This window comes from Kribbella sp. CA-245084 (genome assembly GCF_050942355.1).
In the GTDB taxonomy this organism is placed as follows: Bacteria; Actinomycetota; Actinomycetes; order Propionibacteriales; family Kribbellaceae; genus Kribbella.
The window spans coordinates 9015462-9037759 of record NZ_CP192053.1; the positions used below are offsets into that span (position 1 = coordinate 9015462).

Here is a 22298-nt window from a genome sequence, read left to right on the forward strand (position 1 = left end):
GTCAGACCAGTCCGTCGGCCGTCACGTCGTACGTCCGCGAACCGACTCGGAGACCGGTCAGCCGGGCGTTCGGGTCCAGCTCGGCGACCTGTGGGTTGGCCGTGACGGTGCCGTCGAGGGCTACCTCGATGCCGAAGATGCCCTCCAGGACCAGGCTGACCCACGCGCCGGACGACGAGCAGGACCAGTCGATCAGGTACGGGAACTGCGGTGGGGACTTCGCCGCTCCACCGGCCATCGCCGGCTGCGCCTCCTCCACGAAGTGCGCCTGCCCGCACGGACCCTGGTTGGCTGACTTTGCCAGACCGGGCAGCCAGTCGAGCAGTACGTCGCCGCGGCCGAGTGCGAAGAGCGCACGACCCGCATCCGCCGGCCACGCCGGGTACGCACCGTTCCATTGGTGGTCAGGCCGGACGCTGAACGCAGCATCAGCGTCGTACGGCGAGAGCGCGCGCATCCACGTCGGTGTCTGCAGCTCATGCTGGAAGAACGACACCATCTCGGCGCACTGCGACTCGGACAGGTCGTCCGGCATCGTCGTACCGATCAGGTTGAAGTCGTAGCAGTGCCGTACCGGTACCAGCGACCCGTCTGGTTGCCGGGCGTGCCAGAAACCCTTGCCCTCGACGTACAGCTCGTTGACGTGGCTGGCCTGCGCTGACGCCTCCTTGCGCAGCAACGCGGCACGGTCGGAGTCGCCGGAGCGGTCTGCGATCTCAGCGGCGACGCGCATGCACCAGACGTTCGCAGCGTTGAAGCTGGCGACCTCGTGGACGTAGCTGCTCACGCACTCCAGCAGGTTGTCGATGCCGCCGTAGTCAGCCAGCGCGTGCTCGCCACGCAGACCGCGCCAGGCGGTCGCCCAGTCGTGCACGTGCTCACCGACTGCCTTCGGACCGACCGTGGTGTCCAGGAACGTCTCGTCGCCGGTGAAGCGCACGTAGTCACGCACCAGCCGGGTCATCGCGAAGTCGTTCACCGAGTACCACTGCCCGACCGGTCCGCCGGTCAGCCACTCGGTGCCGAAGTGCTCGTGGATGTCGAGGTCGATCCAGTGCTCGATGTGCTTGCGCATCGGCTCCGGGTCCAGCAGCGCATGCGTCAACGACGAGAGGCTGTAGTCCCAGATGAACGTCGTCGTCTGCCAGTACCGCGGCATCAACGTGTCGTAGGTCCGCCCGACCACACTGGCCGGATTGTCCCGCCGGAACCAGATGACCCCGAGTACGCCCCACCAGTACAGCTTCTGCAGCGCCTCGTTCGACGTCTCCAGCACAGGCAGAGACCCGCTGAAGCCGTCGCTGGACGGGTCGAAAGCGTCCGCAATCGCCACATCCCACACGCTCTCCGCCACCGCGATCACCGCAGGTACGTCGGCCACGCAGACGTCAAAGTGCTCCGCAGCCTCCTCCAACGACCCCGTCAGCACATGCACATACGACAGCCGCGCCTCACCGGAGTCATCCAGCACCAGGCTCGCTTCGAGCATCGCCCGATCCACAGTGCTGGGCACATCAACACCTTGCATGCTCACAGCCGATTCGGACTCACCTGTGCCGACCACTCGCCCATCGACAACCCGGAGCGTGTTCGGCTCGGACGGCGGCTCCGGACGCAACCAGCCAGCCGACGAGCGGGTTGCAGTGCTCTCCAGCGCGAACCCCAGCTGGACGGACCGGCCCGGCGTCCCAGACACCTCCAGCTGTACGACGACGGCCGGGCGGCCTGGAGCGCAGGCGGTAGTGGTGCGGACATGCAGACCGTCGACGGTAGTGGACCGTACGACGCAGTCCGGCCGCCACACCACCTCCACCGTTCCGCCGTACGAGCGTGCCAGCCGCCCGTCGACGTACAGCTGGGCGGTGATCGTGTCGCCGTGCGAGTACGGCGGGAAGTTCACGCTGCGGATCGCCACGACGTCATGGTCGACCTGCGCCGTACCCAGGAAGTTCGTCAGCCCGGGCGGGTTGAACATGTCGTCATACGTGTGCGTAAGGACATCGCTGGCCAGGTCGGCACTGCGAGGAATCATGAGGGGTCGGCCCAATCGGTGTTCGGGAGCAGGGGGTACCAGTCCGGGCGCGCCGGATCGCGGTCGTACGGATAGGGGCCGAGCTCGCGGAACAGTTCGGCGTACTCCGCCAGCTTGTCGCGGTCCAGCTCGACGCCGAGCCCGGGCGCATCCGGCACGGCGATCGCGCCGTCGACGTACGGAAGCTTGCCGCCGGCAATGATGTCGTCACGCAGATGGTGGTAGTGCGCGTCCGCCGCGAATGAGAGGTTCGGTACGACGGCGCCGAGCTGAAGCATCGTTGCCAGCTGAATGCCCAGCTCGCCCGACGAGTGCACAGCGACGCCGAGCTGGAAGGTCTCGCAGACGCCGGCCGCCTTGATGCACGGCCGGATCCCGCCCCAGAACGTCGTGTCGAGCAGGATCACGTCGACCGCTGGATCACGCACGTTGGCCGCGAGCTGCTCGAAGTTCACGACCACGGTGTTGGTGGCGAGCGGGATCGGCGTGTTCTCGCGAACGCGGCGCATCCCGTTCAGGCCCCACGTCGGGTCCTCGAGGTAGTCGTTGTCGAGGTCCTCGATGCCCCGCGCGAACCGGATCGCCTCTTCGACGCTGAACGCGCCGTTCGGGTCGAACCGCACGCGATGCCCGGGAAACGCCTCGGCCAGCGCACGAAAGCACTCGCGCTCGTAGTCCGGCGGGAACACGCCGCCCTTCAGCTTGTGCACACTGAACCCGTGCTCGTCGACCAGCGCGCGAGCATGCTCCACCAGTTGCGAAGCGGTCCGGATCTCGCCGGTGCCGTCATCGTTCGGGTGCCGGAAGAACAGGTAGCTCGCGAACGGCACCGTGTCCCGCACCTTGCCGCCGAGCAGCTCGTGGACGGGTACGCCGAGCTCGCGACCCTGCAGATCCAGACAAGCGAATTCGATTGCCGCAAGCAACTGAGTGCGGTTGTTGTACAGGCTCGCCGTCGGGTTGGCGAGCATCCAGCGCAACGCCTCCGTGCGCGCCGGATCGTGCCCGAGCAGGTAAGGCTTGAGCCCGGCGACGGCGGCCTCCGCGCTTTGCCCGCCGCCGCCCATCTCGCCCAGCCCGATCAGTCCGTTGTCGGCCTCGACCTCCACCACGGTCCGTACGAAGCGTCCCCAGTGCGCCCCGTTGCTGTGCCGTAGCGGCGCCTCGAGCGGCATCGTGACCGTGGTCGCGCGTACGTCGACGATCTTCACTTCGCGTCCTCCGGCAGTACGACGGGGAGGCCGGCGGTCAGCCCGCCGTCCACCTTGACGTCCGCACCGGTCATGAACGACGCGGCCGGCGACGACAGGAAATAGATGACCTCGGCAACTTCTCCCGGAGTCGCGACGCGACCGAGCGGATGCGATCGCCCCCATTCGGCAACCACGTCATCCGTCGACCGCCCGCCACCGAACTGGGCTGCGGAGGTCCGCAGCATCGGCGTGTCCACGGACCCCGGACAGACCGCGTTCACCCGGATCCCTTCCTCGGCGTGGTCCACAGCCATCGCCCGCACGAGGCTGAGCAGTGCGCCCTTCCCCATCGAGTACGCCGCGACCCCCTTCTGCGCCGCATACGCCTGCACGGAGGCGACCACCACGACGCTTCCCCCGCGCGGCAACTTCGGCACGAACGCCTGGCAGGCGAAGAAGACGCCGCCAACGTTCACCGCCATCACGTCGTCGTACACGTTCCAGGGCGTATCAACCACAGTCCCGTAGCGCTGGACACCCGCCGCACACACGAGCACATCCACCGCGCCGAGCTCCTCCGCGACAGACGCGAGCGCAGCCCGGTCCGAAACATCCACCTGGACCCCGGTCACCCGCTCATCCAGGGATTCGACACTGCGATCAAGCACAACTACGCGGTCACCAGCGGCCAAGAAGCGTTCTACGGCACCTCGTCCGATACCGGCGGCCCCGCCGGTGACGACGACTGTGCGACTCATATACGTCCTTTCAGAACTGACCCAGAGCGAGGCCCCGGGAGAAGAAGCGTTGGGCGGCTAGGAACAAGATGACTGTGGGCAGCGAGACCAGCAGACCGCCTGCAAGCACAGTCGGCAGCGAAGCGCCGCCGTACGTGCTCTGCAGTCCCGTCAAAGCAGGCATGATCGGCCGGACCGAGTCGGACTGCGAGAGCGTCAGCCCGAGCAGCAGGTCGTTCCACACGAAGGTCGCCTGCAGGATGAAGATCGCGGCCAGCGCGGACCCCGCCATCGGCAGGTAGATACTGCGGAAGATCCGGAACAGCCCGCCGCCGTCGACCACCGCGGCCTCGAACACGCTGCGCGCGATCCCGGTGAAGAAGTTGCGCATCACGAACGCCGAGAACGGCACGCTGATCGCGGTGTACACGATGATCATCCCGACCCGCGTGTCGTACAGCCCGGAGTTCGCGTACCCGGAGAACAGCGGCATCAGGATCATCTGCAGCGGAAAGATCGTCCCGCCGAAGATGAACACGAACCACAGGAACCCACGCTTCAACCGCAGTACGACGATCGCGTAGCCGGCGGCCGAGCCGATCAGCACCGCGAGCACCGGCGCGATCACGCTGTACATGGTCGTCGCGACCAACGTGTCGCCGAGCGCAGCCTTGCTCCACGCGTCCCCGAAGTTCGAGAACAGCGAGAAGCCGGCCGGCTTCCAGACCGTCTTGGCGTCGTACCCGTCGACGGACTTCGACGCGTTGACGACCAGCAGGTACACCGGCGCGAGCCAGATCAGGCCCAGCACCATCAGGAACGCGGTCTTAACCCTGCTCACGGGCGTCCCCCAACTGATAGCGCAGGTACAGAATCGACGCGGCGAACGTGACCAGGCTGAGGAACAGCGCGATCGCCGCACCCTGGCCGTAGTCGTTCAGCACGAAGGTCTCCTTGTACATGGACAGCGCCAGCGTCTCGGACGACGTACCTGGACCGCCCTGCGTCATCACCCACACCACGTCGAACGTCTTCAAGCTGCCGACGATCGACAGCCCGATGACCACCGTGGTGATCGGGCGGAGCTGCGGCCACAGGTGGTGGCGGAAGAGACTGAACCCCTCCGCACCGTCCAGCCGCGCAGCCTCGAGCGGCTCACCCGGGATGGACTGCAACCCGACGACGAACAGCAACGCATTCACGCCGGCTGCCTGCCAGGTGACCGCGACGATCATCATCAGCGTGTTGCCGGGACCTGCCTGCAGCCAGCCGGTGTGCGCACCCGGCAGCCCGAAGAAGCCGAGTGCCTGACCCAGTGCGCCGTCCGGCTGCAGTACAAAGCCCCAGATGACGCCGACAGCCACACCGGAGATCGCATACGGCAGCAGGAACGGCAGCCGCAGCCACGTGCCCCACTTGTGCCCATAGGTCAGTACTGCGATCAGCAGCCCGAGTGCTACTGGCAGCGTCACCATGCCGACGACCCACAGCAGCGTGTTGACGAGCGCCCCGGTCAGATCGGGGTCGCTGAACATCGCCTTGTAGTTCGCCAGCCCGGTCCAGACCGGCGACGCCAGTCCGTCGTACTGCGTGAAGCTGACGTACGTCGTCCATAGGAACGGCAGGTAGAGCAGCAGTGCGACCACGCCGGCAGCCGGTAGCCCGAACAGCGGCGCCATGCGGGCCCCGGTCCGGTCCGGGCGCTGAGTGCTCGCCCGGACCTTCACCGGTGGCCGTTCGATCGTGGAAGTCACTTCTGCTTGGCCCAGTACGCGTCCGCCTCGGCCTGGATCTTCTGCAGGCCCGGCATCGGGTCACCCGGCTTGGTCACGAACGCGCCGAACACCTCGAGCGCCTTGTTCGCAACGGGTACGGGCGTCGCCTCGAACCAGCGGTTGATCAGCCGGTAGCCGTCACCTCCGACGTCCTTGTTCAGCGCCGCCAGGCCTGGGTCCTTGACCTCGGCCTTCGGGTTGAACGACAGGTCGCCGCGCGAGTTCGCCCACGCGGTCTGCGCCTGCGGCGTGACCCACCAGTCGGTCCACTTCTGCACCGTCGACGCGTGGTCGCTGGCCGCGGCCGAGCAGACCGGACCGGTCTCGAAGATCATCGACGTCTTCGGCAGCGACGGGTTCACGTTCGGGATCACGAAGAAGTCGTAGTCGGTGCCGGCCTTCATCTTCAGCGTGTTCAGGTTGCCGCTGAACCAGGTGCCGAAGTTGATCATCGCGACGTCGCCGTTCTTCAACTGCGCCTGCGGCTCGGTCTTCGAGCCCGGGTCGCTGAAGTACCCGGCGTCGATCATCTTCTTCCACTCGTTCATCACGTCGACCACGCCCGGGTCGGTGTACTTCGCCTTGCCGGCGGCGAGCGCGTCGTACAGGTCGGGGTCCTTGCCCGCGAGCAGCGTCTCGAACCAGACGAACGAGAACAGGATGTTGGTCTGGTAGAACGGCTTGACCCCGATCGCCTTGAGCTTGTCGGCGTCCTTGAGCATGTCCGCCCAGGACTTCGGCGTGTCGGTGATGCCGGCCTTCTTGAAGACGGCCTTGTTGTAGTACATCACCCAGTAGCCGGCGTTCAGCGGCACGCAGTACTGCTTGTCGCCGTAGGTGAAGTACTGCTTGAGCTGCTCGGGAATGTTGCCGTCGGCAATCGCCTTGGTCCACTGGTCGGTGGTGTCGGCGACGAGCTTCTGGTCCACCAGATCCTGAAGCTCCTTGCCGGTGTGCCAGGTGAACAGGTCGGCCTTCTCCTTGGTCCGGAACGACGACCGGATGAACGCGGTGTACGTGTTCGAGTCGGAGTACCCGACCGGCTGCATGCCGACACCGATGTCCTTCTTGCTGGCCGCGCCGACCTGGGTGAAGGCGTCCTTCCAGCCGCCCTTGTCGTTGTAGAACTTCAACGAGTCGACAGGCTTGTCCTCGCCCTTCTTCGGGGCGGCAGCACCGCCACCCCCGCAGGCCGAGAGCGCGAGCGCGCCGGCAACCGCCAAGGCGGTCCACATCTTCCGGTAAGTCATGTGTGTCCTTCCAGCTCAGGGATGCTAGTGCCGTGAGGCGGGGCTCGTTCGAGCGATTGCGGTGTTCAGGTGCGTGCATCGCGGTGCTTGGTCAGTGGCCTCGATGCGGAGCATCGTGGGCGCTGGGCAAGTGCCGCGAGGTGCGTGCCTGGGCGCCGCAAGCGCCGAAGGAGCCCCGCCTCACGGCACTTCCAGTCGTTGGTTGATGACGGCCAGTACGCCGTCGAGGTGCTCGCGGGTGAGCAGTTCGGCGAGGTCTGAGTCGCCGGAGCGGATCGCGTCGTAGATGGCGCGGTGCTCGTCCAGGTCGGCCTGCCGGTCGCCGTGGATGTGCAGGATCTCCAGCTGCTCCCGGGCGTTCACGACGGTCACCGACTCGACCACCTCGGCCAGAGTCGCGTTGCCGGACGCCTGGGCCAGCGAGCGGTGGAAGTCCATGTTCACCTCGGCCAGCCGGGCATGGTCGCCGGATGCGATCAGCTCTGCCGCAGTGGCCAGGTCCTGCTCCATCTGCTCGAGTGCGGCCGCTCCACGCGTCGCTGCGGCCAGTGCGGCAACAGGTGGCTCGATCAGCGCGCGAGCCTGCAGTAGCTCGACCAACCGGTCCGCACTGGGTGCCAGCGCCAGGGGGTTGGCCAGTACGAGGCGGCCGACGTTCGGGCCGACGTACACCCCGGAGCCGTGCCGCAGCTCCACCGCGCCGGTCGCCTCCAGTCGGCGCAGCGCCTCCCGGACCGTCGGTACGGCGACCTTGAACCGCTCGGCCAGCGACCGCACCGACTCGAACTGGTCGCCGACCGCCAGCTTCCGGTCCGCGATCAGCGAAAGCATCGACGTCGCCAGATCGTCCAGCAGACTGCGGCGTACGACGCCACCCGGAGTGCTCACTTGGCGGCCGCCAGCGTCACGGCCAGGAACCGCGGCCGGTAGATGCTCACATCGCCGTACAGGTCGTCACTGACGAGGCTGTTGACGTTGTAGCTGACCAGGAGCTCGTTGCCGCGGCGCAGGTCCGGGTGCTCGTGCGAGTTGTACGTGATGATGTTCCCGCTGGTCTCCGGGGTCTGGTACAGCTCGACCGGCTTGACCCACGGACCGGTCGGCGAGCAGGAGAAGTACCCGACGACACGCTTGCTGAACAGCTCATTGGTGTCGTGCGTGACCAGCAGGTAGCCGTCCTTGAAGCTGGTAACGCTGTGCTCGTTGGCCACGCCCTCGAGCACGCGGGCCGAGGCGGCCTCGTCGGACGACCAGCCGGACCCGGTCCAGTACTCCCACGGCTTCGCAGTCAGATCATCACCACGAACGCGAGCGACATGCTGGTACTTCGACGCGCCCAGGTCCTCAACCCCGTAGATGTACGTGTAGCCGCGGTCGCGCAGCAGCCAGCCGGACCACTGCACATTCGCAGCCGACGGCAGCGGGGTGAGCGACTTGAGCTTGAACGTCTTGCTGTCGAAGCGGGCGAGGTAGTTGCTGGCCCAGTGCCAGTCCCACTGACCGGTGCCGGTCTTCACGAAGCGCAGCGCGACCACGTCGAGGTCACGGCCGGCGTGGCTCGTCTGCGCGGCGCCCACCCAGTACCAGCCATCGGACGGCGGCGGGATGAGCGCAGTCGGGTTGGTCGGCGTACCGCCGGTGACCGTCTTCAGGTTGTTGCCCTGCTGGATCACGAACGAGTTGTTGACGAACGGCGCCGTCGTCGGGCGACTGCCGTCCGGGTTCACCGGTCCGAGGAACGTGTCGGAGAAGATCCACGCCGTGCGTCCGCCGGGGAGTGCGACGGAGTACGTGCTGTCCGCTCCGGTCCACCCCTTCCCGGTGTTGCTGTAGGCGTTGAGGAGCCCCTCGGGCGCAGCGTGCGGGGTCGTCCGGGCGGTCCAGTTCGTGCTCACCGCGCTGCAACTCGACGGGGTGGCTGAGGCGGCGGAGGCGGCGGGCAGACCGAGGCCCGCTGCCGTGAGAGACAACGCGACAACTGCTACCAGTGGGCGTGACATGAAAATGATCATGTCACTTGGTCATTTTCCGTGTCAAGACCCAGGGACGGATCAGGGTGTGTACCGAGCGTGCTGCTACCGGGTCAGTGGGAGGATCGGGAGCATGAAGAACTTGATCATCAGGCTGCTGGCCAACGCGGTCGCGCTGGCGGTGGCGAGCTGGCTCGTCGCCGGCATCACCCTGCAAGGCGCGACCACCGGCAAGCGCGTGCTCACGCTGCTGATCGTCGCCGCGATCTTCGGTGTCGTGAACGCGATCGTGAGGCCCGTGGTGAAGCTGCTGTCGCTCCCGCTGCTGATCCTCACGCTCGGGCTGCTGACCTTCGTGATCAACGCCCTGATGCTGTGGCTGACGTCCTGGATCACCGGCAAGCTCGACGTCCAGTTCCACGTCGACGGCTTCTGGTCCGCGCTGCTCGGCGCGCTGATCATCACCGTCGTCGGCATGATCATCAACGTCGTCCTGCCGGACAAGGCCGAAGTTCACTAGTGCAGGTCGAGATCGTCTGCACTGGGAACATCTGCCGGTCGCCGATGGGCGAGGTGGTACTGCGGGCCAAGCTGGCCGAGGCGGGGATCGACGACGTCGAGGTGACCAGCTCAGGCACCGGCGGCTGGCACGTCGGCGACCGGATGGACCCACGCGCCGCGGCCGCACTGCGCCGGCGCGGGTACGACGGCAGCGCGCACCGGGCTCGCCGGTTCGAGCGCGCCGCGGATCTCACCCTCGCGATGGACTCGGGACATGTCGCCGAGCTGAGCCGCCGGGGTGCGACGGCGCAACTGTTCGCGGCGGACGACGTACCCGATCCGTACTACGGCGAGGACGACGGCTTCGACGAAGTCCTCGCACAGATCGAGAAGGCGGCCGACCAGTGGGTCGGCCGCCTCACTCACTAGCTCTGGCCGATCCCCGACTTCAGGCCGACGAACCAGTCGACCGTCGGGTCGAACTCCTTGCCGCCGGCGATCCGCGGGAACTCGATCGCACGCAGCTCGTCGCCGCGCTCCTCGTCGTGGCCGACCACACCGCTCTCACCGCGCAGCGCCGCGTCGACCGCGTAGTCGGTGCACTCCTTGATCAGCGCGAGGTCGCGGTCGTTGGACGCGGCCGAGCGGCTGAAGTACCCGCTCTTCTGCACCATCGTCTTCTCGGCGCCGATCCGCTCCGCGAACTGCTTCGCGAACCACGCGCCCGGGTTGATCGTGTCGAGCTTCACGTGCCCGAACGGGTCCCGCGGGACGCCCTCGCCGCGAGCCTCCAGCTCGGCCACGATCGACGGCACGCCGGCGCCCTCGGACAGGAAGATGTTGACGCAGTCCTCGGAGTCCATCACCTTGCGCAGCCGCTCGGCCTCGGCGTCCAGGTCGATCGTTGCCTCCGGCACGTACACGGCGTGCACCGACCAGCCGGCCTTGTCCAGGCCGATGCCCGGGTTCCACTCCTGCTCGTCGACCCACTGCTGGTACTCCTGAGCCGTTGCCGCGGTCAACCATCCGCAGTTCCGGCCCATCACCTCGTGGACGATCAGCATCCGCGGGTTCGAGCTGTGCTCGGCGATGATGTTGCGGGCGAACAGCGCGCCCTGCTCCGCCGCGGTCCACGCACCCAGGCTCTGCCGGATCGGGATCACGTCGTTGTCGATGGTCTTCGGCAGACCGACCACGGTCAGGTCGTAGTCGTGCTCGTGCAGGTACGCCGCGAGGTCGGCGGCCGTGGTGTTGGTGTCGTCGCCGCCGATGGTGTGCAGTACGTCGACACCGTCCGCGACCAGCCGCTCGGCGGCGACCTGGAGGGCGTTCTGCCCGTCCTGGATCAGGCCGCGCTTGACCAGGTCCGCGGTGTTGGTCAGCTTCACCCGGCTGTTGCCGATCGGGCTGCCGCCGAACTTGTGCAGCAGCGACGCCTTCTCCCGCACCTCCGGCGTCACGTCGAGGAACCGGCCGCTGAGCAGGCCGTGGTACCCGTTCAGGTAGGCGATGATCTCCACGTCGGGCGCCACCTCGGTGTAGCGCTCGATCAGCCCGCCGACGGCGGACGACAGGCAGGGCGCGAGCCCGCCGGCGGTGAGCAGGGCAACTCTGCGGACAGACTTGTCGGCAGCCATGGGCCAGGGTCCTTCCGGGGAACGTCGCTGAAGTCGCCCACCAGACTAGTGATGCAGACCACTCTCGGCGGTGGTTGGGGTTCACCCAGCGGACAAGGGCACGCTGCGTGGCGGGACCGGGGTGGAGACCACGAACGAGCTGGTGGTCTGGCCGTGCACCAGGAACTTGTCCAGAACGTCCTCGAGCGCAGCGATCTCGGCGACCTGGACCCGCATCAGGAAGCAGTCCTCACCCGAGATCCGGTGGCACTCGACGACTTCCGGCGTACGTCCGGCCAGCTCGATGATCTTCGGGATCTGGTTCGGCCCGGGCCGCAGCCGCACCCAGGCGGCGACCGGCCGGCCGAGCGCCGCCGGGTCGATGTCGACGCGGTACCCGCGGATCACGCCGGACTCCTCCAGCCGCGCGACCCGCTCCCGCACCGTCGGCGTGGAGACGCCGAGCCGGCGCGCCAGCTCGGTGGTCCGCAGCCGGGGGTCTGCGATCAGCTCGTCCAGGATTCGGGTATTGAGCTCATCCAGCATCTGGCTTCTCGTTTCGGTAAGCAAAACGCCTCCTAGGCTCCGATCTGCCATGGAAACTCGCAGACTCCGTTCCTACTGTAGTGACCGTGACAACCCTCGCAGAAGCCCCGCCCCGGACCGGTCTCGCCACCGGCGCCGCTGCCGTGACCGTCGTCCTGTGGGCCTCGTCGTTCGTCGCCATCCGGCACGTCGGCACCGAGATCTCCGCCGGCGCCCTCTCGTTGGCCCGGCTGGGACTCGGCAGCATCTTCCTCGGCGTACTGCTCTTCACCCGCTCCCGGCCGACGGCTGTACGCCGATGGCCCTCGCAGCGCGACTGGCTGCCGCTGATCGCCTGCGGAGTGCTGTGGTTCGGCGTCTACAACATCGCCCTCAACGAGGCCGAGCGCCGTCTCGACGCCGGTACGTCGGCCATGCTCGTGCACATCGCCCCGCTGCTGATCGCCGTACTCGCGGGCTTGGGCCTCGGCGAGGGCTTCCCGCGGCAGCTGGTGATCGGCGGCCTGGTCGCGTTCGCAGGCATCGTCATCATCGGTACGTCGACCTCCAGCGGCCGCGCCGAGACCTGGGGCGTGGTCCTCTGCGTCATCGCTGCGATCTCGTACGCCGTCGGCGTGGTCACACAGAAGCCACTGCTGAGCCGACTGCCTGCCGCAGAGGTCACCTGGCTCGCCTGCACGATCGGTGCGGTCGTTTGCCTGCCCTTCGCGCCCACGCTGGTCGATGAGCTCCGCACTGCCGACGCATCAACCATCTGGTGGGTCGTGTACCTGGCTGCCTTCCCCACCGCTCTCGGCTTCACCACCTGGGCCTTCGCGCTCCGCCGTACCAGTGCGGGACGCATGGGCGTGACGGTGTACGCCGTACCGGTCGTAGCGATCGTGCTCGGCTGGCTGTTCCTGGGCGAGACCCCTGCCGTGCTTGCGCTGGCCGGTGGGGCGCTGTGCCTGACTGGGGTCGCAATCTCTCGGAGGAGTGCATGAAGTTCGGAGTGTTCGTACCGCAGGGCTGGCGGATGGATCTGGTCGAGCTGGCAGACCCGGTCGAACAGTGGGAGGCCATGACCGCAGTGGCCAAAGCAGCGGACGCAGGTCCGTGGGACTCGATCTGGCTCTTCGACCACTTCCACACCGTCCCTGAGCCCGTCCGCGAAACCGTCTTCGAGATGTGGACCACGACGGCCGCTCTGGCGCGTGACACCTCGCGGGTGAACCTGGGCCAACTGGTCGGCTGCAACGGGTACCGCAACCCCGCACTGGTCGCCAAGATGGCCGCCACCGTCGATGTGGCGAGCCACGGGCGCATGTACGCCGGACTGGGCGCCGGCTGGTCCGAGCACGAGTGGAAGGCCTACGGCTATCCGTGGACGAGTCAGAAGGAGCGGATGAGCTCGTTCGTCGAGTCCATCGAGCTGTTGCACCGGCTGTGGACCGAGGACGACGTGGTGTTCGAGGGGCAGTATCACTCGGTCGACAAGCCGTTCGTCGTACCGCGGCGCAAACCCAAGCTCTGGATCGGCGGCGGCGGTGAACGCGTCACATTGCGACTAGTTGCAAAGTACGGCGACGCCTGCAACTTCGGCACCGGACGCGTCGACGTCATCAAGCACAAGCTCGCGATCCTCCGGCAGCACTGCGAGGAGGTCGGCCGCGACTACGACGAGATCATCAAGTCGACCAGCCTGAACGTGTTCCCGATCGAGTCCGGCGCCGATCCGGAAACGGCCACAGCCAAGGCCCGCGGGCGGTACAGCCTGGAGGAGTTCCTGGAGATCGGCTCCGGCGGCACGTCCCACGTGCTAGCGGACGTGATCACGACGAAGGAGCTCAGCGAGCACATCGAGCAGTTGGCCGAGGCAGGGGTCGACTACGTGATCTCGTACATCCCCGGCGTCGCGTACGACCACGAGCCGATGCAGCGCTACGCCGAGGACGTCGTACGGCAGTTCAGCTGAACGCGGAGCGCAGGTGCTGGTGGATGCCGTCGTACACCGTCACCGCCGGGAGTAGGCGCTTCGGGATCTTGGTGACCACGCTGTAGTTGACGTCGACGACGTTGGCCAGCGGGACTTCACTGACCTGGCTCAGCAACTGGTACGCGTCCAGCTTGTCGAGTCCGTAGAGGTCGCCGAGCCAGTGGACCATGTCCACCTGGCCGGCCCGCCAGGCGTCCTCGAGCGGCCTGCTCGACCCGACGACGGCCAGGTACTCGTCGTTCTCGATCCGCGGCCAGACCGGTCCGGGCGTCTTGAGCAGGTCGACGATCAGCACCACGTTCATCGCGCCCTCGACCGCGGTCCCGCAGGACTCGCCCTCGCCCTGGCGGTAGTGGCCGTCACCGACCGAGAACAGCGCGCCCTCGACGTTGACGTTGAGGTAACACGTCGCACCCGCGCGCATCTCCGGGGTGTCCATGTTGCCGCCGAACATGTCCGGCACCAGCGCCGAGCGAACCTCACCCGCGGCCGGCGCGACACCGACCGTTCCCAGCATCGGCTCCAGCGGCAGCGCGATCTCCAGGTCACTGCCCTGCGCCTGGAACCCGACGGTCTGCTTGTCCGAGTCGACCTCGTAGATCCAGGTCCGCTCCGGCAGCGGGTCCTGGAGCGTCGCCGTCCGGTCGGTGCTGGTCAGACCGCCGAAGTACGGGATGGTCGCGGACACGCCCCAGCTCCGGGCCGGCGTCAGCTCGACGAGGTGCAGCACCAGGGTGTCTCCCGGCTCGGCGCCCTCGACGTAGAACGGCCCGGTCTGCGGGTTCACGTACGGCATCTTGAGCGAGGCGCTGGCGAGATCCGTTGTGCTCCGGAGCGTGCCGCAGTACGCGTCCTCGGTCCACAACCGCAGGGCGGTACCCGGCCGGATCCTGCGGATCGGCGGCACTCCGCCGAAGGTCCAGGCGTACTCGGCGGGCTCAGGCGTGAATTCGATGACGTCCACCTCTGAAACCTAAGGTGTCCAGGAGGTAGTGGGCTACCGATCAGCGGGTTCTCAGGCGATTCTCACAGAAGCGACTTACTCTCGATTTCGGAACTTCGAGCGGAGCGGGGCAGACGATGCGGGTACTGGTGGTGGACGACGACCGGGCGGTCCGGGACTCGCTGCGCCGTTCGCTGGAGTTCAACGACTTCGAGGTGGTGACCGCGTCCGACGGCGCCGAGGCGCTCGCGGTGATCGGCAACGTCGAGCCGGACGTCATCGTGATGGACGTGATGATGCCCCGGCTGGACGGGCTCGAGACCACCAAGGCCTTGCGGGCCGCGGGCAACAATGTCCCGATCCTGGTGCTGACCGCGCGGGACGCGGTCGCGGACCGGGTCGACGGCCTGGACGCCGGCGGCGACGACTACCTGACCAAGCCGTTCGCGCTCGAGGAGCTGCTGGCCCGGCTGCGCGCGCTCCTGCGCCGTAGTACGACGCCCGGCGAGGGCGGCCAGCGCGGCGAGGTGCTGCAGTATGCCGACCTCGTGGTCGACGTCGACGCGCACGAGGTGCACCGGGGCGACGTCGCGATGCAGCTCACCCGGACCGAGTTCTCGCTGCTTGAGCTGCTGATCCGCAACCCGCGCCGAGTGCTCGAGCGCGCGGTCATCCTGGACGCGGTCTGGGGCTACGACTTCCCCACGACAGCGAACTCGCTCGAGGTCTACATCGGCTATCTGCGCCGTAAGACCGAGGTCAACGGCCTGCCCCGCCTGATCCACACCGTCCGCGGCATCGGGTACGTGCTGAGGGACACCCCGCCGTGAGTCAGCAACACCCCGACGAGTTCCCGTCGTACGCCGGACGACCGAAGCAGCCGCCGCAACCGCAACAACCCGCGCAGCCTGTTGCCAATGGCAACGGAAACCGGGTTGCGGCGACGGCTGCCCGCACCCAGACCTGGTGGAACGACACCCTCCACAAGCTCAGCCTGCACGCCCGCGTGACGCTGCTCGCCGCGGTCGCGGTGGGCCTGGCGGTCGCGATCGTGAGCGTCGCGGCGTACATCACCGTGCGCCAGCAGATGTACCAGAACCTCGACAACAGCCTCACGCAACGAGCTGTCCAGGCGTCCCAGAAGGGCGTCCTGACCAACCTCTACAACCTCCAGAACGCCTCTGCTGACGCGTTCGGTCTGAGCGACATCCGCGTCGGCGTGCTGAGCGCGGACGGCGACAAGTACGCCCCGGTGAACAGTCCCCTGCCGCCGATGGGCGTCGACGAGATGCAGATCGCCCAGAACCAGGGCGACCAGGCCAGCCTGCGAACGGTCGGCGTCCGCAACGGCGGCACCCATTTCCGTGTGGTCGCGGTGCCCGCTCGGTTCTGTCCGGTCGATTACAGCCGCCAGTGCGCCGTTGACCAGGACCTTCTGCAACCCGGTGCGCTCGTTGTCGCGCAGTCGCTGGGGCCGATCGACGAGACCCTGCACAACCTCGGCGTCGTGCTGTGGGCGTTCGGGCTGATCGGTGTGATCGGCGCCGCGCTGGCCGGCAACGCCGTCGCGCGGTCCGGTCTGCGACCGTTGGCGCGGCTGACCGGCGCGGCCGAGCATGTAGCGCGGACCGAGGACCTGAAGCCGATCCCGGTGGGCGGAACTGACGAGATCTCTCGTCTCGCGATGGCGTTCAACGCGATGCTCGGCGCGCTCGCACAGTCGCGCGACCGGCAGCGCCGGCTTGTCGGTGACGCGGGGCACGAGCTGCGTACGCCGCTCACCAGCGTCCGCACCAACCTCGATCTGCTCGCACAAGCGGACAAACGCGGCGGACTCCGGCCGGAGGATCGCCAGCAGCTGCTGGACGACGTACGCGCCCAGATGGACGAGCTGACCACGCTGATCGGCGACCTGACCGAGCTGGCTCGCGACACACCCCAGGTGCGCAACGCGGAGCTGATCGAGCTCTCCAACGTCGTCGAGGATGCGGTGATGAAGGTACGCCGCCGCGCACCCGGACTGGAGTGGGATGTGCAGATCACTCCGTTCCCGGTGTGGGGTGACGAGCGGCTACTCGGGCGGGCTGTGACCAACCTGCTCGACAACGCCGCAAAGTACAGCCTCCCCGAAGACGCGGAGCAGCGCAGCGACGGGCAGCCTGCCGGACACGTCACGGTCCGCCTGCTGGACGGCGTACTGACAGTCACAGACTCCGGCCCGGGCATAGCCGAGTCGGACCTGCCACACGTCTTCGAGCGCTTCTACCGCTCCAGCGAGGCCCGCAGCCGCCCCGGCTCAGGCCTGGGCCTGGCCATCGTGAAGCACGCAGCCGAGCAGCACGGCGGCATGATCTACGCCCGGAACGTCCCCGGCGCAGGGGCGCAGTTCACCCTGTGGCTGCCGCACGCAGCGACCCAGACTCGCTGAAAGGTTCCTGACAGATCCTTCAGAGGATCTTCATGGAGTTCTTCGGTCACTCCGAGCGGATCTTCAGGGCCCTCTCAGGTCCGGCGGCGAAAGTACTTGCCATGACCGAGAACCAGCCGCCGCAGAACCAGCCCGGCCAGAACCCGCAAGGTCCGCTGGGGCCGGAGCGGACGCAGCAGTTGCCGATGTATGGGCAGCATCAGCAACAGCAGTTCGCGCCGCAGGGTGGTCAGCCGGGACAGCAGAGGCCGGAATCGGGGCCGCAAGGGCAGCGGCCGGGACAGTACCCCTCAGGTGGGAGTGCTTACCCGCAGTTCGGAGCGCCGGGGACGCATCAGGGGGCGTCTCCGGACCCGAGCTGGCCTTTCGGACCGCAGCCGGCCACGGCTACGGCGGAGAAGCCGAAGAAGCGGGCCGGTCTGGCGGTAGTGGCGCTGACCGCGCTGCTCGTCGGTCTGGCCGGCGGCGTCGGCGGAGCGGCCGTGTACTCGGCGACCAACGACCACACCACGAACAGCCCGTCCGTGACCGCACCGCTGAACGGCAACCAGGCCGCACCCGCGGCCGCGCCGGACGGCTCCGTGCAGAGCGCGGCGGCCAAGGTGCTGCCGAGCGTGGTGAAGATCGCGGTCGCGACGTCGCAGGGCGCGGCGACCGGGTCCGGCATCGTCATCAGCAAGGACGGCCTGATCGTCACCAACAACCACGTGGTCGCGGGTGCCGGGCAGGGCGCCACGATCACCGTGATGCTGAACGACGGCCGCACGGTCAACGCCACGGTCAAGGGCACCGACCCGCTGACCGACCTCGCCGTCATCCACGCCAACGCGACCGACCTGACCCCGGCCACGTTGGGGTCGAGCGGCAAGCTCGCGGTCGGGCAGGGCGTGGTGGCGATCGGTTCGCCGTTCGGCCTCGAGGCGACCGTCACCAGCGGTATCGTCTCGGCGCTGAACCGCCCGGTGACGTCGGGCGACGAGCAGCAGGACAGTACGACAGTCTTTCCAGCAATCCAGACGGACGCCGCGATCAACCCGGGTAACTCCGGCGGCGCCCTGATCGACCTCGCCGGCCAGGTGGTCGGTATCAACAGCGCGATCAAAACCGCCGGCGGATCGGGACAATCCGAAGGCGGCAACATCGGCCTGGGGTTCGCTATCCCGATCGACCAGGCCAAGCCGATCATCGATGAGCTGGTGGCCAAGGGCAAGGCCACGCATGCGCGGCTCGGTGTGACGGTCGGCGACGCGCAGTCCTCCGACGGGCTCACGAACGGAGCACGCCTAGGCGAGGTCACGTCCGGCGGTGCGGCGGACAAAGCCGGTCTCCAGTCAGGTGATGTGGTGACCGCTGTTGACGGCAAGGCGATCGCGTCAGGGGACGCGTTGGTCGCCGCAGTCCGTTCGCACCGCCCGGGCGACCAGGTGACGCTGAGCGTCACCCGTAGCGGCAAGCCGCAGTCGATCAAGGCCACCCTCGGATCCGACAACGGGAACCCGACCGGCTGACCGACCGTCGTACCAGAACCGGGACTGCGCCGCCCACCGAGCGGCGCAGTCCCTTTTTGCGTGAACTGCTCGGCTCGCTACGGTCTCGGCATGAGCTACGAGAAGCGACCACCGATGGTGGCGGACGAGCGCGTGCAGTTGACGGGTTGGCTGCAGCTGCAACGAGAGCTGGTACGGCGGAAGCTCGAGGGACTCGCGGCGGCCGACGAGCATCGGATGGTGTTTCCGGCGTCGCCGTTGATGACGCCGGCCGGGTTGGTCTCGCACCTGCGATGGACCGAGCACTGCTGGTTCAACGTGGTCTTCCTGGGCGAGCCGGAGACGGACAATCCGCAGTTCCAGAAGGAGCCGACGAGCGCGGACTGGCGCGTGGACGGCGTACCGCTGGCGCCGCTCCTCGACGAGTTCGAGGCGCAGTACACGCGGTCGAACGAGATCGTCGCGGCGCACTCGCTCGACGACGTCGGGCCGGACCCGGAGTACGCGCCGACGTTGCGCTGGATCCTCCTCCACATGCTGGAGGAGACCGGGCGGCACCTCGGCCATCTGGACACCATGCGCGAGCTGCTCGACGGCCAGAAGGGGTATTACTAGATCCCATGGAGATCCGGCGGGCGGACGAGCGGTTTCGTACGGCGAGCGAGTGGCTGGACTCTCGGCATTCGTTCTCGTTCGGGCCGCACTACGATCCGGCGAACGTGGGGTTCGGGTTCCTGGTGGCGCACAACGACGAGACTGTTGCCCCGGGCACCGGGTTTGAGACGCATCCGCATCAGGACCTCGAGATTGTGACCTGGGTACTGCGGGGCGCCCTGGCGCATCGTGATTCGCAGGGGAACAGCGGGGTGGTTTACCCGGGGCTGGCGCAGCGGATGAGCGCGGGCTCGGGGATCCGGCACTCGGAATGGAACGACGGCGACGATCCGGTGCACTACGTCCAGATGTGGGTCCGGCCGGAGCGGCTCGACCTGCCTCCGTCGTACGAGCAGACCGAGCTGGATCTCAGCACGGGTGAACTGATCCCGGTCGCTTCGGGGCTTTCCAAGCACGCTGCCAGCACTGCGATCCACCTGAACCAGCCCGCCGCCGGTATGTCGGTCGCCCGTCTCGCTGACGGGCAGAGCATTGAGCTGCCGGCAGCGCCGTACCTGCATCTGTTCGTCGCGGCGGGCACGGCGACGGTTGAAGGCGCGGGCGAGCTGGCCACCGCAGACGCCGTACGTCTGACCCCGTCCGACGGCGAACGCCTCACCGCGGGTCCAGAGGGTGTTGAGCTGCTGGTGTGGGAGATGTACTAGTCGGTTTGTTCGCTCATGGTCCAGACGTGGCGCAGGGACTGGCCTGCGACGCCTTCCGGGTTCTGGGCGAAGCCTTCGACGAACTGGCTCATGTGTTGCTGCCAGCGTTGGTCGGTCGGGTCGTTGCGGAGGTACGCGACCGAGGCCTCGAAGTCGTCGGCGACGACCAGGTGGAACAGGTCGCGGCCGCTGCGCCAGATCGACCAGTCGCTGATGCCGGCGGCGTGCATCGCGGTGATCAGTTCCGGCCAGACGCGAGCGTGCTCGATCTCGTAGGCCTCTTCGGTACCGGGAATCAGACGGCTGTGCAGCGCTAGGCGGGTCACAAAGGAGCAGAATACGCCGCGTCAGGCGGTGCTGGAACGCGGTTCCAGAATCAGGACCGGCCGATTCACGCAACCTCTTGCCCCTGATTCACGCTCGCTCTGACGCCAACTCCTGAGCGCTCAGGCGCGTCGTACTTGCGTGGATTGAGTAGTTTCGCCCTCGTGGCGAGACGCCACACGCCGAAGACTGTGCCCGGTGTCCACCCGTCGTCGTGCGAGAGTTGGGAAAGTGAAGCGAACCACTGCGATCGTTTGCCTGAGTAGTCTGCTGATCACCGCTGGTTGTTCCGACAGCAAGTCCGGCGGTGGGAAGTCCGGGAACGACGAGCAGAAGGCCTCCGGCGCGGTCATCAAGCAATTCGCCGATGCCTGGGTGGCGGCGTGGGCGCCGGACGGCAAGCCCGACGCGGCCGGGGCGCTCACCGACAACCCGACCGTGTTCGCGAAGCGGCTCGACGACACCGACACCGCGCTGGTCGCCAGCACCGTGACGGTAGCCCCGCAGGGCGACCCGAAGTGCACTGACGCCAACAACTGCACGCAGGAGCTCGCGGTCGAGGCGCAGTTGCGCGGTATCGGCGCGATGAAATGGACCAGTACGGCGACCGCGGTGAAGACCGGCGACGCGTGGAAGATCAAGGCCTCCGGCGACACCATCTACCCGGGCCTGGGCGACGCCAACTACCTCAAGCGTGTCCGTGCCCTGCCCGCGCGTGCCTCGATCCTCGACCGCAACGGTGTCGCGCTGACCGCGAACCGGCCGGTCGTGATCGTCGGCGTCGCATCGGGCGCCAAGGCGACGGCCGCGACGTACGCCGCGTTCACGAAGTACCTCGATGTCGACGGCGCCAAGCTCGCCGCCCGCGCGAAGGCGGCGCCGGCCGGGCAGTTCGTCGACGCGATCACGATCCGGGCCGAGGAGTGGGAGGCGCTCCGGCCGACGATGGGCACGCTGCCCGGCGTACTGACGATGGGCGGTACGCAGTCGCTGCCGCCGACCGCGACGTTCGCCAAGAACCTGATCGGCACGATGAAGACCGCGACCGCGGACACGCTGAAGAACGCCGGCACGGCCGCGTCGGCGCAGGACCAGGTCGGTACGACGGGTCTGCAGTACGCGTTCCAGCAGCAGCTCGCCGGTACGCCGGGCGGCACGGTCACGCTGCGGGACGGCAAGACCAAGCTGTCGATCAAGACCGTGTTCAGCCAGAAGGGCACCGCCGGCAAGCCGGTGAAGACCACGCTCGACACGGCGATGCAGAAGTCGGCCGAGGCCGCGCTGGCGACGAGCAAGCTGCCGGCCTCGCTGGTCGCCGTACAGGCGTCGACCGGGCAGATCCTCGCCGCGGCGAACGGCCCGACGCCGGCGAGCTACAACCGCGCGTTCCAGGGCCAGTACGCGCCGGGTTCGACGTTCAAGATCGTCACCTCGGCGGCGCTGATCGGCAGCGGCGAGACGGGTGCGACCGCGCTGCCGTGCACGAACACGATCAACGTCTTCGGCAAGACCTTCAAGAACTACGACGGTCTGGCGGCGTACGGCGCGGGCACGATGCAGAAGGCGTTCAACGAGTCCTGCAACACCGCGTTCATCTCGCAGCACGCGCGGCTGCCGAAGGACGGGATGACCAAGGCCGCGGCGATGTTCGGCATCGGGCGGGACTTGAACCTGTCGATCAACGCGTACGGCGGTCAGGTGCCGCTGCCGAAGGACGACGTGGCCGAGGCTGCCTCGATGATCGGCCAGGGCACGGTCACCGCCAGCCCGCTGGCGATCTCGCTGGTCGCCGCCACGGTCGACCACGGTACGGCGATGAAGCCCGTGCTCGTGCCGGGCAAGGACGTCGCCGGCGCGGCCGCCTCTCCGTTGCCTGCAGCAACTGTTGCGGCGTTGCGGACGTTCATGCGGACCACGGTCACCGGCGGTACGGCGAAGGTGCTGGCCGGCAACGGCGCGGTCGCGGCGAAGACCGGTACGGCCGAGCTCGTCTCCGGCGGCAAGGTCATCACCAACGCCTGGATGGCCGGCTACCGCGGCGACGTCGCATTCGCCGTCATCGTCGAGGGCGGCGAGTCCGGCTCCCACACCGCCGGCCCCATCCTCAAAACCTTCCTCTCCAGCTTCAAATGAGGACTTGCTGAGAGTTCGCTGAGAGTAGGCCCTCGGGCGGAAATCGTCACTTAGGGTTGCTGGATGGAG

The 22298-nt window shown here is 67.7% G+C and carries 22 protein-coding genes; 10 read left to right on the forward strand and 12 right to left on the reverse strand.

Annotated elements, in window-relative coordinates; translation table 11 throughout:
* Position 1: 1 nt before the first annotated feature.
* The 8 genes from ACQPYH_RS43335 to ACQPYH_RS43370 all read right to left on the reverse strand — a co-directional run bounded on the left by ACQPYH_RS43335 (position 2) and on the right by ACQPYH_RS43370 (position 8987).
* Positions 2-2032, reverse strand: a complete 2031-nt coding sequence (locus ACQPYH_RS43335) for a hypothetical protein (protein WP_432884165.1) — start codon at positions 2030-2032, stop codon at positions 2-4.
* Positions 2029-3243, reverse strand: coding sequence for an enolase C-terminal domain-like protein (locus tag ACQPYH_RS43340; protein WP_432884167.1), 1215 nt, complete (start codon positions 3241-3243; stop codon positions 2029-2031). Before ACQPYH_RS43340 ends, ACQPYH_RS43335 begins: the two co-directional genes overlap by 4 nt.
* Positions 3240-3983, reverse strand: coding sequence for an SDR family NAD(P)-dependent oxidoreductase (locus ACQPYH_RS43345; RefSeq protein WP_432884169.1), 744 nt, complete (start codon positions 3981-3983; stop codon positions 3240-3242). The genes ACQPYH_RS43340 and ACQPYH_RS43345 overlap by 4 nt, the downstream gene beginning before the upstream one ends.
* Positions 3984-3993: 10 nt before the next feature.
* Positions 3994-4803: a carbohydrate ABC transporter permease gene (locus ACQPYH_RS43350; RefSeq protein ID WP_432884172.1), complete on the reverse strand. Its 810-nt coding sequence runs from the start codon at positions 4801-4803 to the stop codon at positions 3994-3996.
* Complete coding sequence (locus ACQPYH_RS43355) at positions 4790-5716, reverse strand: carbohydrate ABC transporter permease (RefSeq protein WP_432884174.1); 927 nt, start codon at positions 5714-5716, stop codon at positions 4790-4792. The genes ACQPYH_RS43350 and ACQPYH_RS43355 overlap by 14 nt, the downstream gene beginning before the upstream one ends.
* Positions 5713-6987 (reverse strand): ABC transporter substrate-binding protein, encoded by a 1275-nt coding sequence (locus ACQPYH_RS43360; RefSeq protein WP_432884177.1) that lies wholly within the window; start codon positions 6985-6987, stop codon positions 5713-5715. The genes ACQPYH_RS43355 and ACQPYH_RS43360 overlap by 4 nt, the downstream gene beginning before the upstream one ends.
* 180 nt (positions 6988-7167) lie before the next feature.
* Positions 7168-7875, reverse strand: coding sequence for a FadR/GntR family transcriptional regulator (locus tag ACQPYH_RS43365; protein ID WP_432884180.1), 708 nt, complete (start codon positions 7873-7875; stop codon positions 7168-7170).
* Positions 7872-8987: a DUF4185 domain-containing protein gene (locus ACQPYH_RS43370; protein WP_432884182.1), complete on the reverse strand. Its 1116-nt coding sequence runs from the start codon at positions 8985-8987 to the stop codon at positions 7872-7874. Before ACQPYH_RS43370 ends, ACQPYH_RS43365 begins: the two co-directional genes overlap by 4 nt.
* Positions 8988-9090: 103 nt before the next feature.
* Between ACQPYH_RS43370 and ACQPYH_RS43375 the strand changes: the two genes are divergently transcribed.
* Positions 9091-9477 carry a phage holin family protein gene (locus tag ACQPYH_RS43375; protein ID WP_432884184.1) on the forward strand — a complete coding sequence of 129 codons (387 nt, stop codon included), beginning with the start codon at positions 9091-9093 and terminating at the stop codon, positions 9475-9477.
* Positions 9477-9887 carry a low molecular weight protein-tyrosine-phosphatase gene (locus tag ACQPYH_RS43380; RefSeq protein WP_432884186.1) on the forward strand — a complete coding sequence of 137 codons (411 nt, stop codon included), beginning with the start codon at positions 9477-9479 and terminating at the stop codon, positions 9885-9887. The genes ACQPYH_RS43375 and ACQPYH_RS43380 overlap by 1 nt, the downstream gene beginning before the upstream one ends.
* Here the strand turns inward: ACQPYH_RS43380 and ACQPYH_RS43385 are convergent.
* Both ACQPYH_RS43385 and ACQPYH_RS43390 read right to left on the reverse strand, forming a co-directional pair.
* On the reverse strand, positions 9884-11095 hold the full coding sequence (locus ACQPYH_RS43385; protein WP_432884189.1) for a pyrophosphate--fructose-6-phosphate 1-phosphotransferase: 1212 nt from the start codon (positions 11093-11095) through the stop codon (positions 9884-9886). The two genes, ACQPYH_RS43380 and ACQPYH_RS43385, sit on opposite strands and share 4 nt — an antisense overlap.
* A gap of 81 nt (positions 11096-11176) precedes the next feature.
* On the reverse strand, positions 11177-11620 hold the full coding sequence (locus ACQPYH_RS43390) for an Lrp/AsnC family transcriptional regulator (protein WP_432884191.1): 444 nt from the start codon (positions 11618-11620) through the stop codon (positions 11177-11179).
* An 86-nt stretch (positions 11621-11706) separates the two neighbouring features.
* On the opposite strand from ACQPYH_RS43390, the gene ACQPYH_RS43395 reads away from it, so the two are divergent.
* Positions 11707-12603 (forward strand): DMT family transporter, encoded by an 897-nt coding sequence (locus tag ACQPYH_RS43395; RefSeq protein WP_432884193.1) that lies wholly within the window; start codon positions 11707-11709, stop codon positions 12601-12603.
* On the forward strand, positions 12600-13574 hold the full coding sequence (locus ACQPYH_RS43400; RefSeq protein ID WP_432884196.1) for a TIGR03560 family F420-dependent LLM class oxidoreductase: 975 nt from the start codon (positions 12600-12602) through the stop codon (positions 13572-13574). Before ACQPYH_RS43395 ends, ACQPYH_RS43400 begins: the two co-directional genes overlap by 4 nt.
* On the opposite strand, the gene ACQPYH_RS43405 is transcribed toward ACQPYH_RS43400, so the two are convergent.
* Positions 13567-14559, reverse strand: a complete 993-nt coding sequence (locus tag ACQPYH_RS43405; protein ID WP_432884198.1) for an acetamidase/formamidase family protein — start codon at positions 14557-14559, stop codon at positions 13567-13569. The two genes, ACQPYH_RS43400 and ACQPYH_RS43405, sit on opposite strands and share 8 nt — an antisense overlap.
* 116 nt (positions 14560-14675) lie before the next feature.
* On the opposite strand from ACQPYH_RS43405, the gene ACQPYH_RS43410 reads away from it, so the two are divergent.
* The 5 genes from ACQPYH_RS43410 (at position 14676) to ACQPYH_RS43430 (ending at position 19772) form a co-directional block, all read left to right on the forward strand.
* Positions 14676-15368, forward strand: coding sequence for a response regulator transcription factor (locus ACQPYH_RS43410; RefSeq protein ID WP_432884200.1), 693 nt, complete (start codon positions 14676-14678; stop codon positions 15366-15368).
* A complete protein-coding gene (locus ACQPYH_RS43415) occupies positions 15365-16966 on the forward strand; it encodes a sensor histidine kinase (protein WP_432884203.1) in 1602 nt (533 codons plus the stop codon). Before ACQPYH_RS43410 ends, ACQPYH_RS43415 begins: the two co-directional genes overlap by 4 nt.
* Before the next feature lie 101 nt (positions 16967-17067).
* Complete coding sequence (locus ACQPYH_RS43420; RefSeq protein ID WP_432884205.1) at positions 17068-18474, forward strand: trypsin-like peptidase domain-containing protein; 1407 nt, start codon at positions 17068-17070, stop codon at positions 18472-18474.
* Between the two features lie 90 nt (positions 18475-18564).
* Positions 18565-19068 (forward strand): DinB family protein, encoded by a 504-nt coding sequence (locus tag ACQPYH_RS43425; RefSeq protein ID WP_432884208.1) that lies wholly within the window; start codon positions 18565-18567, stop codon positions 19066-19068.
* Positions 19069-19073: 5 nt separating this feature from the next.
* On the forward strand, positions 19074-19772 hold the full coding sequence (locus tag ACQPYH_RS43430) for a pirin family protein (RefSeq protein ID WP_432884211.1): 699 nt from the start codon (positions 19074-19076) through the stop codon (positions 19770-19772).
* Here the strand turns inward: ACQPYH_RS43430 and ACQPYH_RS43435 are convergent.
* Positions 19769-20098 carry an L-rhamnose mutarotase gene (locus ACQPYH_RS43435; RefSeq protein WP_432884214.1) on the reverse strand — a complete coding sequence of 110 codons (330 nt, stop codon included), beginning with the start codon at positions 20096-20098 and terminating at the stop codon, positions 19769-19771. The genes ACQPYH_RS43430 and ACQPYH_RS43435 overlap by 4 nt on opposite strands.
* A 229-nt stretch (positions 20099-20327) precedes the next feature.
* Here ACQPYH_RS43435 and ACQPYH_RS43440 point away from each other — a divergent pair, with 229 nt between their 5' ends.
* Complete coding sequence (locus ACQPYH_RS43440; protein WP_432884217.1) at positions 20328-22229, forward strand: penicillin-binding transpeptidase domain-containing protein; 1902 nt, start codon at positions 20328-20330, stop codon at positions 22227-22229.
* Positions 22230-22298 lie beyond the last annotated feature (69 nt).

What these genes read in the sequence shown, in the direction of transcription:
- ACQPYH_RS43385 (WP_432884189.1), bottom strand. Translation starts at nt 11,095, where the DNA reads ATGGCTGCCGACAAGTCTGTCCGCAGAGTTGCCCTGCTCACCGCCGGC.
- ACQPYH_RS43425 (WP_432884208.1), top strand. Translation starts at nt 18,565, where the DNA reads ATGAGCTACGAGAAGCGACCACCGATGGTGGCGGACGAGCGCGTGCAG.
- ACQPYH_RS43375 (WP_432884184.1), top strand. Translation starts at nt 9,091, where the DNA reads ATGAAGAACTTGATCATCAGGCTGCTGGCCAACGCGGTCGCGCTGGCG.
- ACQPYH_RS43400 (WP_432884196.1), top strand. Translation starts at nt 12,600, where the DNA reads ATGAAGTTCGGAGTGTTCGTACCGCAGGGCTGGCGGATGGATCTGGTC.
- ACQPYH_RS43370 (WP_432884182.1), bottom strand. Translation starts at nt 8,987, where the DNA reads ATGTCACGCCCACTGGTAGCAGTTGTCGCGTTGTCTCTCACGGCAGCG.
- ACQPYH_RS43335 (WP_432884165.1), bottom strand. Translation starts at nt 2,032, where the DNA reads ATGATTCCTCGCAGTGCCGACCTGGCCAGCGATGTCCTTACGCACACG.
- ACQPYH_RS43390 (WP_432884191.1), bottom strand. Translation starts at nt 11,620, where the DNA reads ATGCTGGATGAGCTCAATACCCGAATCCTGGACGAGCTGATCGCAGAC.
- ACQPYH_RS43420 (WP_432884205.1), top strand. Translation starts at nt 17,068, where the DNA reads ATGACCGAGAACCAGCCGCCGCAGAACCAGCCCGGCCAGAACCCGCAA.
- ACQPYH_RS43430 (WP_432884211.1), top strand. Translation starts at nt 19,074, where the DNA reads ATGGAGATCCGGCGGGCGGACGAGCGGTTTCGTACGGCGAGCGAGTGG.
- ACQPYH_RS43345 (WP_432884169.1), bottom strand. Translation starts at nt 3,983, where the DNA reads ATGAGTCGCACAGTCGTCGTCACCGGCGGGGCCGCCGGTATCGGACGA.
- ACQPYH_RS43360 (WP_432884177.1), bottom strand. Translation starts at nt 6,987, where the DNA reads ATGACTTACCGGAAGATGTGGACCGCCTTGGCGGTTGCCGGCGCGCTC.
- ACQPYH_RS43410 (WP_432884200.1), top strand. Translation starts at nt 14,676, where the DNA reads ATGCGGGTACTGGTGGTGGACGACGACCGGGCGGTCCGGGACTCGCTG.